The following is an 11709-nucleotide window of genomic DNA, read 5'->3' as shown; positions in this document are numbered from 1 at the left end:
GGGCTTCTCAGTAGCGGGATGCTGCAGAAGCTCGCGCCGATGATCGGTGGGCTGGTCGCCGGCGGCGGGTTGTCGAAGCTCATGGAGCAGCTGAAGGGGGGCGGGCTCGGGTCGCAGGCGAAGTCGTGGGTCAGCTCCGAGCAGCCGAACCAGCCGGTCAGCGGGGAGCAGATCACGCAGGCCCTCGGGCACGAGCAGATCTCGCAGGTCGCCAACACGCTCGGCATGAGCCACGAGGAGGCCGCGCAGACCATGGCGGCGACGCTGCCGCAGGTCGTCGATGCGATGACGCCGGAGGGCCGCCTTCCGGAAGCCGCCACGGCCGGCGCGGCTGCCACAGCCGGCGGCATGTCCGGCGCCGCGAATCCGGCCGCTCCTCAAGCCCCTCAGCAGAGCGCCCAGCAGCCCGGATCGCAAGGTCAGAACCGCCCTCCGGCCGGTGGGACCTCCGAAGGACGTCCCCAGGGCAGTTGATCCTCCCGGGTGGGAGATCGCTACCATGCACACATGCGCGACATCGCAGTGTTCAGCGGAAGCGCCCATCCGACCCTGGCCGCGGAGATCTGCGCGCACCTGGAGACCTCACTGAACCCGGTGCGCACCATCCGCTTCGCCAACGACTGCCTGGAGGTCCAGCTCCAGGCCAACTGCCGCGAGCGCGACGTGTTCCTGGTCCAGCCCCTGGTCGCGCCGGTCCAGGAGCACCTGGTCGAGCTCCTGCTCATGTGCGACGCGGCCCGCGGCGCCTCGGCGGCGAGGATCACCGCCGTGGTGCCGCACTACTCGTACGCCCGCAGCGACAAGAAGGACGCCCCGCGCATCTCCATTGGGGGACGCCTGGTCGCCGACCTCATGGTGGCCGCCGGCGCCGACCGGGTGCTGGCCATGACGCTGCACTCCCCGCAGGTCCACGGCTTCTTCTCGGTCCCTGTCGACCACCTCAACGCGCTGCGCGAACTGGCCAAGCACTTCCGCGACTACGACCTGACCAACACCACCGTCGTCTCCCCCGACCTCGGCAACGCCAAGGAGGCCGCGGCCTTCGCGCGCCTGCTCGGCGTCCCGGTGGCGGCCGGCGCCAAGCAGCGCTTCGCCGGCGACACCGTCGCCATCAGCTCGGTGATCGGCGACGTGAAGGGCCGCGACGTGATCGTCCTCGACGACGAGATCGCCAAGGGCAGCACTGTCATGGAGCTCTTGGAACGCCTGCGCGACCTCGGCGCCCGCAGCGTCCGCGTGGCCTGCACGCACGGCCTGTTCGCCTCCGGCGCCCTCAAGCGGCTCTCCGACCAGCCCGACGTCGAGGAGATCGTCTGCACCAACACGGTCCCGATCCCCGCGACGGAGGAGTCGGACAAGCTCACCGTCCTGTCCATCGCCCCGGCCTTGGCCGAGGCGATGCGACGGATCCACAACGGCGAGTCGGTCAGCGCCCTGTTCGAAGGGCTCTGAGAAGGCGGTCCGGGGACCGGAAAAGCGGCCCCGTCAGGACAAGTGCTCCCCGTAGAACTCGAAGATCCGCTCCCAAGCGTCCATGGCCGCCTCAGGCCGGTACGACACCCGGTTCACATTGAAGAAGGCGTGCCCGGCACCCTCATACGTCTTGAAGTCGTACGTCTTCCCCAGCTTGTCTAACGCCGCCTCCAACCGCGCCGTCTCCTCCGGCGACGGATACCCGTCGTCCGCACCGAAGTTCCCGAGCAGCGGGCACGACAGCTCACCCAGCCGCCCCTCCAACGACGTGGCACGCAGCCCCGTCGACTCCGGGCTGTCCACCATCACGAACGCCCCATAGTTGTCGACCGCCGCCTGCAACTCCAGCCCGCACGCCGCGAGCAGCGCCTGACGCCCGCCCGAGCAGTGCCCGATGACGCCGACCTTGCCGTTGGACGAAGGCAGCGCACGCAGGTACTCCGCAGCCGTGCCGACGTCAGCGATCAACCGCTCGTCCGACACGCCGCCATCGGCACGCACCGCAGCCGCCGCGTCCTCGTACGAGACGCCCGGCCCGCCCTCGCGGCTGTACAGGTTCGGCACGACCGCGTTGTACCCGTGCACGGCGAACGTCCGCGCGTACTCGCGCGTCGCCTCGTCGTATCCGGGCAAGTGGTGGATCAGCACGATGCCGCCGCGCGGCGCCTCGTCCTGCGGAACCGCCAGGTAGGCCTCGATATCAGCGCCGTCACCAGCGGGGTAGTGGACGGTCCCGGCCGAAACGGCATTCGTCATCGCGATCTGCATGCCGCACATAGTGGCACGCTCACCTCGGAGACAGAACGTAGGCGCGGACGGCGACCGTCACCGCGCCGCCCGATCGGACCTCCCCGGCGCGCTCGTGCCAGGCGTTCGGCCCCATCCCGATGAGTTGCGCAACCTCAGCCGCCGACAACGACGGCGTCGCCCGGTACGTGTGCTCGGCCTCGACCGTGAACCGGTCCGCGAACTGCTCGCGCAGCCGCTCCGGCTTGCGGTCGTCGACCGCCATCAGGCCGTACTCGGCGATCAGCTCCCTGAGATGGTCCGGCTCGGGCACCACGACGACCGCCCGGCCGCCCGGGTGCAGCACCCGCCGCATCTCGCGCGGATTGCGCGGCGCGAAGATGTTGAGCAGCACCGAGGCGGCCCGGCCGCGCACCGGTAACCCTGCCCAGGCGTCCGCGACCACCGCGCCGATCCGCGGATGGGCCCGCGCGGCGAGGCGTGCGGCGTGCTTGGAGATGTCCAGCGCGATACCCGGCCGGTCCACAACATCCAGCACCCTCGCCAGGTAGTACCCGGTCCCCGCGCCGAGATCGAGCACGCAGCTGTCATCCGGCGCCACCGAAGCGCTGTCAGCCGCCACCCCGGCGACCAGCTCCGCGATCCCGTCGTAGTGCCCGGTCCCGAGGAACGCCGCACGCTCCGCGACCATCTCCGCAGTATCGGCGGTACCGGCAGCTCCCCCACCCGCCAGCAACGAGACGTAGCCATGCCGCGCGACGTCGAAAACGTGCCCCTCCTCACACACCAACCGCAACCCCGGAGAGCCCTCGACGATCAAGGCGGTGGCACAATGCGGGCAGGACAACAAGTCGACGACGTCCGAGATCACCTCCAGTATTGTGCCAGCGGCGCGTAGCGCCTCCTTAACGGGTGGTGGTGGGCGACGGGTGGGCGTGACCGAATATTCACCGGGATCGGGAACAGGCGGAGGCACCCTCCTCGTTGATACACTTTAAACGCGATACAACGCGTCTTTGGGGCCGCTGCCGAGAGGGACTAGCCATGGCCATGAGAACGACGATCCGCCACCGCACCTCGCACGATGGGGACCACGCCCCGTCCGCCAAGCCGTTGATCCTGCTCACCACCATCGCGGTGCTGCTCCTGGTAGCCGTACCGATCTCGATCCTGGTGGCGCTGTTCATGATCGTGTTCGGGCACGTGACCGCCGGCTTCGCGGTCATCGGGGTCACCGTGCTGGCCGCGATCGTGGCCGTGGTGGCCGCCGGCGCCAGCGGCTTCCGGCACCTGCAGAAGATCGTCGAGCACAAGTCGTTCCGGGTGGTGCAGCTCGGCCGGCGCGACTACCACTACGAAGGCGACAACTGCGGGCACGACCACTCGAACGACGAGATCCGCATCATCTGAGTCCCGAAGGCCCCAGGACCCACCCGGCCACCGGGACCGCAGGAATCGCCGGAACGGCCGAGACCTGGAAGCGCCGTCCCCTCAGGCGCTCCAGGTCTGCCGTATCCACGCGTGCCGCGGGTCGTCGCTGAACGCCATCGAGCGCGCCGCCCCGCGATCCCGGCCAGCCAGCACGTTCAGGTAGTACAAGTCGTAGCCGGGCATGGCCATCGACGGCCCGTGGTAGCCGTACGGGATGAGCACGACGTCCCCGGCCCCGACCTCCCGCAGCACGTCGATGTCGCCGGCCGACGACGAGTAGACGCGCTGGTACCCCGGCCCGCCCTCGTAGTAGTAGATCTCCTCCTTGGCGCGCTCCCCGCCCTCGACGTCCTCGTCGTGCTTGTGCGGCGGCCAGGACGACCAGTTCCCGCCCGGCGTGATCACCTCCACCGCCAGCAGCCGGTCGGTCTCGAAGGACTCCGGCGCGCAGAAGTTGTTCAGTGTCCGCGCGGCCGGTCCGGCTCCGCGCTGCTCCACCGGCACCGCCTCGCGCGCGCCGTACCGGAACGGCAGATCCGCCTCGGCCCGCGCCGTGGGGATCGCGACGCGGCACGGTCCGTCGACCGCCGTCAGCCGCACCATGCCGCGGCGCGGGATGTAGGCGAAGTCGCTGGGACCGGCGAAGACGTTCTCGCGTCCGTGCAGCAGGAATTCGTCGGATCCGCACCTGACTGTGCACGAACCGGCCAAAGGCAGGACTAACGCCTCATCCTCTGCGGTAAAGAACTGATATGAGCCCGTGAACGCCGCGGTCCTCAGTCCCGCATAGCGCCAACCAGCCGATTCGGGTGTGATGTTGACCTCTGTCATACCGCCTCCCGTTTGCTGCATAGCAGTACGGAGTTCCCCGGTCAACCTGTTGTCCGGACATAGTGACCGCAGCATACTGACCACCATGGGGATCCGACCGCGGATCGAGGTGGACCGCTCCTCCCCGATCCCGCTCTACTTCCAGGTCGCCGAACAGATCGCCGAGGCGATCCGCACCGGCGAGCTGGCGCCGGGCGACCAGCTGGACTCCGAGGTGCAGATCGCCGAGTCGCTGGGGCTGTCCCGGCCCACCGTGCGCCAGGCGATCGGCCACCTCGTGGACCGCGGCATGATCGTCCGGCGGCGCGGCGTGGGCACGCAGATCCTGCCGATGCCGGTCCGGCGCGAGATGGAGCTCACCAGCCTGCACGACGACCTGGCCCGCAGCGGCCGGGTCCCGGCGACCGACGTGCTGCTGCTGGCCCGGGTCCCGGCCGAGCCGGAGGCCGCCGCCGCGCTCGGGCTGCCGGCCGGCACGCCGGTGACGAAGGTGGTGCGGCTGCGCCGCTCGCAGGGCGAACCGCTGGCGGTGATGCGGAACTGGCTGCCCGAGCCGGTACCGCCGTTGACCGTGGAGCTGCTGGAGACCCGCGGCCTGTACGAGGTGCTGCGCAAGGCGGGCATCCGCATCTGCGTGGCCCGGCAGCGGATCGGGGCCTGCACCGCCGACACCGAGCAGGCGGCCCTGTTGGAGGAACGGCGCGGCGCGGCTCTGTTGACCATGGAGCGCACGGCTTTCGACGACAGCGGGCGGGCGGTGGAGTTCGGCAGCCACATCTACCGCGCCTCCCGCTACAGCTTGGAAGTCACAGTGACCGAGCACTGAGACCGAGCACTGAGACCCCGCGGAGGCACCGATGGGAGCACATTCCGCACAATCCAGAAACCTTCGAACCCTGATGGCGATCGGCGTGGCGGCCGCCGCCCTGGTCGCCGGCTGCACCGGTTCCGGCTCCAGTTCCAGCGCCAGTTCCAAGCCGGCCGCCGTCGACCCCGCCCACCAGCCCAGGAACCCCACGCTGGTGATCACCGCCAACGACATCGCCGGCGGCAAGAACAGCAACGAGGCGAACTGGATCCAGAAGACCCTGATCCCGGACTTCGTGAAATCCGAGGCGGCCAAGGGGATCACGGCGGACGTCACGTTCCGGCCCAACGGCGTCGACGACAACTCCTACAAGTCCAAGCTCGCCCTGGACCTGCAGTCCGGCACCGGCGACGACGTCTTCGCCCTGGACGGCATCTGGGTCGGCGAGTTCGCCGACGCCGGCTACCTCAAGCCGCTCACCGCCGTGGCCGGCTCCCAGGTCGACAGCTGGGACGGCTGGTCGCAGATCTCCGCCTCGGTCCAGGCCCTCGGCGAGTACGAGGGCCAGCGCTACGGCGTCCCGAACGGCACCGACGCCCGCGTCATCTTCTTCAACAAGAAGCTGTTCGCGCAGGCCGGACTGCCGGCCGACTGGCAGCCGACGAGCTGGCAGGACGTCTACGACGCCGCCGCCAAGCTGAAGGCCCTGCCCGGGGTCACGCCGGTGCAGTGGGACGGCGGCGTCCCGATGGGTGAGGCCACCACGATCCAGGGCTTCCTGCCGCTGCTCGCCGGGGCCGGCGGTTCGCTGTGGAGCAACGGCAAGTGGGTCCAGGCCGGCGCGGCCTTCAAGGCGGCCCTCGGCTTCTACCAGAAGATCTACGGCGGCGGATTCGGCGACCCGGTGCTCCAGGAGGACGCCAAGGGCCGCGACAAGTCGTTCACCGAGTTCGTGGCGAACAAGATCGGCATGTACGCGGAGTCCGACTACATGTGGCGCTCGGTGGTGAACCCGAAGGGCGGCACGGCACCGATGGCCGACCGCGACAGCGCCGTCGGGTACGCGCTGATCCCGTCCGAGACCCCGGGTTCGGGCGTGAAGGGCCAGAGCTTCGTGTCCTACTCCGGCGGCTCCGACTGGTCGATCAACCCCAAGACCAAGTACCCGCAGGCCGCCTGGGACTTCCTGGCCTTCCTGAACTCCAAGGCCGAGACGAAGTCCCGGATCGGCGGCGCCGCGCTGATCACCGCGCGGACCGACGTCAACCAGGAAGTCCTGGCCGACGACCCGATGCTGAAGTTCGCCACCGAGAAGGTGCTGCCGGTCACCAACTTCCGGCCCTCGCAGGCGGCGTACAACGACGTGTCGAACCTGGTCCAGAAGGCGGTCGCGGACGTGGTCGGGGGCAAGAGTCCGGCGGACGCCGCGGCGGCGTACGAAAAGGCGCTGGAGGGGCTCGTTGGCGCGAGCGACGTCGCCCCGGGTCCCTGAGGATCCCGCGGGGCTCGGCAGGGCGCGCGCGGCGGCGATCGCCGCGCCCGCCCTGCTCGTCGTCGCCGCGTTCCTGGTCTTCCCGGCCGTGTGGACCCTGTATCTGGGCACGACGAACTACCGGCTCACCGGCTTCGCCGCGCGCCATCCGCACAGCGTCGGCCTGCAGAACTACACGAACGTCATCCAGGACCCCGGTTTCCACCACTCGCTGTGGCTGACGTTCGAATACGTCATCCTCTCGGCGGTGATCGGGCAGGCGGTGCTGGGCTTCACCATCGCGTGGACGCTGCGGGACGCCACCGGCTGGTTCAAGCGGCTGATCGAGGCACTGGTGCTGCTGGCCTGGATCCTGCCGAGCTCGGTGGTGGCCTTCCTGTGGGTGGCGATGCTGGACCGCGACGCCGGGACGCTGAACGCCCTGCTGCACACCCCCGGCACGGCGTGGGCGATCGAGCACCCGATGGCCGTCATCATCGTGTTCAACATCTGGCGCGGCACCGCGTTCTCGATGCTGCTGTACAGCGCGGCGCTCACCGGCGTGCCGCCCTCGCAGCTGGCGACGGCGCGGATGTTCGGCGCGAACTCCTGGCAGCAGCTGCGCGACGTGGTGTTCCCGCACATCCGCGGCCACATCCTGACCAACCTGCTGCTGATCTCGCTGTGGACGTTCAACGACTTCACGCCGTACCAGATCACCGCCGGCGGCCCGAACGGCGAGTCGGAGATCCTGCCGGTGTACATCTACCAGACCGCGCTGTTCGACGGGCAGATGGGCCTGGGGGCCGCGATCTCGTTGCTGATGCTGGTGATCAACCTCGTCGTGGCGCTGGTGTACCTGCGGCTGCTGCGGGAGCGGCGCCGGGAACGCGTGGCGGCATGAAAGATCCGGCCGTGCGCGCGGCCCTGGCGAAGATCGGCCGCTACACCTTCCTGTCGGTGCTGCTGGGCTTCTTCGCACTGCCGATGTTGTGGCTGGCGTCGGCGCCTTTCAACGCGCACCCGACCCTGGACGTGAGCATAAGCTCGTTTACTCTTCACAACTTCTCGGTCCTGTTGAAGGATCCCTATGCGCTGCCGTCGCTGTGGAACTCTCTACTGCTGGCAGGGGGTACGGCTCTGCTGACAGTGGGGTTCGCAGCGGCGGCGGCGTACGCCCTGAGCCGGGTCCGGGTCCCGGGCCGCGACGGCATCCTCTACGCGCTGCTCCTGTTGTCCTCGATCGTGACCGGTACGGCGGCGATGGTGCCGCTGTTCCAGCTGGCGTTCAAACTGCATCTGATCGACTCCCGGGTCGGGGTGATCCTGGTGTTCACCGGCGGCCTGATCCCGGCGGCGATCTTCATCCTGAAGGACTTCACCGACACCACGCCGAAGTCCTACGAGGAATCGGCCCGGGTGTTCGGGGCTTCGCCGTTCCAGATCATGCGGCACATCGTGCTGCCGATGATCCGCCCGGGGCTGGCCACGGTGACGGTCTGGGCCGTGGTGAACGTCTGGAGCAGCTTCCTGATCCCGTACATCCTGGTCCGGAACCCGGACAAGTACCCGGCCTCGGTGGTGCTCTACACCTTCTACACCGAGGGCGGCCAGCCGAACCTCGCGCTGATCTCGGCCTTCTCTCTGTTGTACTCGATTCCAGTCATCGTTTTGTACTTGTTCGTCAGCCATCGCTATGGTTTCCGGTTCCACGGCGGGATCAAACGGTAGGAGGAGACCCTGTGGCCGAAATCAGAACCGTGGAACTGACCAAGACGTTCGCCGACGGCGGCGTCACGGCGCTGGACGCCCTGAGCCTGACGATCCAGGACGGCGAGTTCTTCGCACTGCTGGGTCCCTCCGGCTGCGGGAAGACCACGCTGCTGCGGACGCTGGCCGGGCTGGAGACGCCCACTTCCGGGGCGGTGCACATCGGCGACGCGGACGTGACCCGCACGCCGCCGGGCAAGCGCGGAGTGGCGATGGTGTTCCAGGATTACGCGCTCTTCCCTCATATGACCGTCACGGAGAACATTGCATATCCATTGCGGGTACGCGGGGTTCCCAAAGCCCGACAGCGGGAAGCCGTGTTGGCCGCCGCCTCCGAGCTCGGCCTGACAGGTACCGAGACCACAGCGGGTTTGCTGGACCGGAGGCCGGGCGCTTTGTCCGGCGGACAGCAGCAAAGAGTGGCTTTGGCCCGGGCCACGGCGGCTGAGCCGTCCGTTTTTCTCTTTGACGAACCCCTGTCGAACCTTGATGCTCGTCTCAGGCTGGAGGCGCGGACGTTCCTCAAGCGGCTGCAACGCGAACTCGCCACCACCACGGTCTTCGTCACGCACGACCAGGCCGAGGCGCTGGCGCTCGCGGACCGCATCGCGGTCATGCAGTCCGGCCGTATCCGCCAGCTGGGCACACCGCGCGAGGTGTACCGCAGGCCGGCGAACACGTTTGTGGCGTCTTTCATCGGCTCCACGCCGATGAACCTGCTGGAGGGGGTAGTCCGTGACGGACGCGTTCTGGTCGCAGATTCCGAGATCGCGATGCCTGACGGGACCGGGGAGCGCCTGGCCGAACGCGCCGAGGTGGTCCTTGGCGCGCGCCCGGAGTACTTCCGCGTATCGGCGGATCCGCGCGACGGGGCGTTTCGGGGCACGGTAGAGGTCGCCGAGAACCTCGGCAGCTCGCTGCTGCTGACGCTGGACGTCGCCGGCTCCGCGGTGCAGGTCGTGGTGGCCGAGGAGGACGAGCCGGAACCCCAGGCCACGGTGTGGGCGTTGCCCCGCAAAGACCGGACTCTGCTCTACGCGGATGGGGAGTTGGTGGGCTGATGCGGCTGGACGGCGTGTGGTGGCTGGAGGACCGGCTGCGGCAACAGCTGCGGCCGGTCCCGTTCGAGGTGCCGCCCGGCGTCTCGGAGATCGAGGTCCGGCTGGAGTACGACCAGTCCGCCGGCGCGGTCCTGGACCTCGGGTGCGCGGGCCCCGAGGGCTTCCGCGGCTGGTCCGGCGGGGCCCGGGAGTCGTTCCGGATCGGAGTGCTGGCCTCGACGCCGGGCTACCTGGCCGGGGAGATCCTGCCCGGGGTCTGGCACGTGTGGCTGGGCCTGCACCGGGTCCCTCCAGAGGGCGTCCGGTACTCGCTGGAGATCACCTTCTCCGACAAGGCCGCGAAGGTCTCCAGGGACCTGGAGTACCACCATGTCAGGGCCCTGGAACGACCGCCGGCCCGGGAGCTGCCGACGGTCGGCGGCCGCCGCTGGTACGCCGGCGACCTGCACGCGCACACCGAGCACAGCGACGGCAAGCTGACGGTCCGGCAGCTGGCCACGCTCGCGGCGGAGGTCGGCCTGGACTTCCTGGCCGTCACCGACCACAACACGATCAGCCACTACCCCTTCCTGGAGAAGGAGTCCGAGCGCAGCGGCGTCACGCTGATCCCGGGGCAGGAGGTCACCACCGACCTCGGGCACGCGAACGTGTGGGGCTCGAAGGAGTGGATCGACTTCCGGCGTCCGGCTTCGCAGTGGATGAAGCAGGCCGAGAAGGCCGGGGCGCTGTTCTCGGTGAACCATCCGCTGGCCGGGGACTGCGCGTGGCGGCACCAGCTGACCACGCAGCCCTCCATCGCGGAGATCTGGCACTGGTCCTGGTTCGACCGGACCTGGGGCTGGCCGCTGGCCTGGATGAAACGGCATCCGGCGGCGATCATCCCGGTCGGCGGCAGCGACTTCCACGAGCCGGACGGGCTGCCGGCCTCGCTCGGCGAGCCGGTCACGTGGGTGCTGGCCGACGAGTGTGAGACCCCTGCGATCCTGTCCGGCATCGCCGCCGGCCGCACCGCGGTCTCGGCCACCCGCACCGGCCCGCTGGTGCTGCGCTGCGGCGACGAGGTGACGACGGTGGACGCCGACGGGTTGGTGCTGGTGCGGCCGGACGAGACGCGGGTGGTGGTGCGCGCGGACCGGGCGGGGCGGCAGTCGTTCCCGGCTTCGCAGACCGGGGTGTACCGGTTGGAGACGTGGCGCAATGAGGTGGTGGCGTTGTGCGCGTGACGGAGTCGGGGGCGGGAGCGCAGGCGCCGCAGCTGGGAGCGCAGCCGGGAGCGCAGTCAGGGCCACAGTCACGGCCGCAGGTGTGGCCGGTGAAGGTCGCGACGGCGCCGGTGAACTTCGGGATCTACTCGGCCGAGAATCCCTTTATCAGCGCTGCGGAATACGCCCGGATCGCGGCGGACTGTGGGTATGAGGGTACTGATCTGGGGCCGCACGGCTACCTGGACGAGGTGCTGGCCGACGCCGACTCGGCTCCGCCGCTGGCCGGCGGCTGGCACGACCTGCGGTTCGGGCAGCAGGAGGGGTTCGCGGACGACTTGTCAGCCCTCGAAGACACCGCGCGGCTGCTGCGGATCCGCAACCGGTACCCGGACATGAGCAGCTTCGCGCCGAAGCCGACGCTGGCCTGCCCGCCGTCCGGGCCGTTGGACGCCGCCGGGTGGGGGCTGCTGGTGCGGCAGGCGTACCGGGCCGCGTCGCGGTGCCGGGAGCACGGGCTGGAGCCGGTGTTCCACCACCATCTGGACACCAGTATCGAGACGCCGGACGACATCGACCGGCTGCTGGAGCTGACGGAGCTGGAGCTGTGCCTGGACACCGGGCATCTGTTGGCGGCCGGCGGGGATCCGTTGGCGGTGCTGGCTCGGTGGGGGCATCGGGTGCGGCATGTGCATGTGAAGGACGCGTTGGCGGACGGGACGTTCTGTCGGCTCGGAGAGGGGCGGCTGGATCTGGGGGCGTTCCTGGACGCGTTGCGGGCGTTGGCTTATGAGGGGTGGATCGTGGTCGAGCAGGATGTGCCGGACTGCGGTCAGGATCTGGGGCGGATCATCGGGGATCTGCGGCACAACCGTGCGGTGCTGGCTGGGTTGGGGGTTTGATGGCGGCTGGGGG

The 11709-nt window shown here is 69.4% G+C and carries 13 protein-coding genes; 10 read left to right on the top strand and 3 right to left on the bottom strand.

Annotated features, from left to right (window positions below):
* Both GWK61_RS47580 and GWK61_RS47575 read left to right on the top strand, forming a co-directional pair.
* Positions 1–474 (top strand): YidB family protein (locus GWK61_RS47580; RefSeq protein WP_228564139.1); only part of this gene is annotated, 474 nt, incomplete at its 5' end.
* 33 nt (positions 475–507) lie between these two features.
* Positions 508–1452: a ribose-phosphate diphosphokinase gene (locus tag GWK61_RS47575; protein WP_194919819.1), complete on the top strand. Its 945-nt coding sequence runs from the start codon at positions 508–510 to the stop codon at positions 1450–1452.
* A 33-nt stretch (positions 1453–1485) separates the two neighbouring features.
* On the opposite strand, the gene GWK61_RS47570 is transcribed toward GWK61_RS47575, so the two are convergent.
* Together GWK61_RS47570 and GWK61_RS47565 are read right to left on the bottom strand one after the other, a co-directional pair.
* Positions 1486–2250 (bottom strand): dienelactone hydrolase family protein, encoded by a 765-nt coding sequence (locus GWK61_RS47570; protein ID WP_438939823.1) that lies wholly within the window; start codon positions 2248–2250, stop codon positions 1486–1488.
* A 10-nt stretch (positions 2251–2260) separates the two neighbouring features.
* Entirely contained in the window at positions 2261–3091 is an 831-nt protein-coding gene (locus tag GWK61_RS47565) for a putative RNA methyltransferase (protein ID WP_194919817.1), read from the bottom strand.
* Between the two features lie 179 nt (positions 3092–3270).
* On the opposite strand from GWK61_RS47565, the gene GWK61_RS47560 reads away from it, so the two are divergent.
* The gene (locus tag GWK61_RS47560; protein WP_194919815.1) at positions 3271–3630 is read left to right on the top strand and encodes a hypothetical protein; all 360 of its coding nucleotides are present in this window, start codon (positions 3271–3273) and stop codon (positions 3628–3630) included.
* An 81-nt stretch (positions 3631–3711) separates the two neighbouring features.
* Here GWK61_RS47560 and iolB read toward each other — a convergent pair whose 3' ends face one another.
* Positions 3712–4482 carry a 5-deoxy-glucuronate isomerase gene (gene iolB / locus GWK61_RS47555; RefSeq protein ID WP_194919813.1) on the bottom strand — a complete coding sequence of 257 codons (771 nt, stop codon included), beginning with the start codon at positions 4480–4482 and terminating at the stop codon, positions 3712–3714.
* Between the two features lie 85 nt (positions 4483–4567).
* On the opposite strand from iolB, the gene GWK61_RS47550 reads away from it, so the two are divergent.
* The 7 genes from GWK61_RS47550 (at position 4568) to GWK61_RS60225 (ending at position 11696) form a co-directional block, all read left to right on the top strand.
* The gene (locus GWK61_RS47550) at positions 4568–5308 is read left to right on the top strand and encodes a GntR family transcriptional regulator (protein WP_228564137.1); all 741 of its coding nucleotides are present in this window, start codon (positions 4568–4570) and stop codon (positions 5306–5308) included.
* 73 nt (positions 5309–5381) lie between these two features.
* Positions 5382–6782 carry an extracellular solute-binding protein gene (locus tag GWK61_RS47545; RefSeq protein WP_228564136.1) on the top strand — a complete coding sequence of 467 codons (1401 nt, stop codon included), beginning with the start codon at positions 5382–5384 and terminating at the stop codon, positions 6780–6782.
* A complete protein-coding gene (locus GWK61_RS47540) occupies positions 6751–7665 on the top strand; it encodes a carbohydrate ABC transporter permease (protein WP_194919798.1) in 915 nt (304 codons plus the stop codon). Before GWK61_RS47545 ends, GWK61_RS47540 begins: the two co-directional genes overlap by 32 nt.
* Entirely contained in the window at positions 7662–8492 is an 831-nt protein-coding gene (locus GWK61_RS47535; protein ID WP_194919797.1) for a carbohydrate ABC transporter permease, read from the top strand. The genes GWK61_RS47540 and GWK61_RS47535 overlap by 4 nt, the downstream gene beginning before the upstream one ends.
* 11 nt (positions 8493–8503) lie before the next feature.
* The gene (locus GWK61_RS47530) at positions 8504–9592 is read left to right on the top strand and encodes an ABC transporter ATP-binding protein (RefSeq protein WP_194919795.1); all 1089 of its coding nucleotides are present in this window, start codon (positions 8504–8506) and stop codon (positions 9590–9592) included.
* Complete coding sequence (locus GWK61_RS47525; RefSeq protein ID WP_194919793.1) at positions 9592–10815, top strand: CehA/McbA family metallohydrolase; 1224 nt, start codon at positions 9592–9594, stop codon at positions 10813–10815. Before GWK61_RS47530 ends, GWK61_RS47525 begins: the two co-directional genes overlap by 1 nt.
* An 89-nt stretch (positions 10816–10904) precedes the next feature.
* Positions 10905–11696: a TIM barrel protein gene (locus GWK61_RS60225; protein ID WP_323748083.1), complete on the top strand. Its 792-nt coding sequence runs from the start codon at positions 10905–10907 to the stop codon at positions 11694–11696.
* The last annotated feature ends 13 nt before the right edge of the window (positions 11697–11709 follow it).

The organism is Catenulispora rubra (genome assembly GCF_015356825.1).
Lineage (GTDB): Bacteria > Actinomycetota > Actinomycetes > Streptomycetales > Catenulisporaceae > Catenulispora > Catenulispora rubra.
The sequence above is the reverse complement of the archived record's forward strand: the minus strand, read 5'-3'. Positions and strand labels throughout refer to the sequence as shown.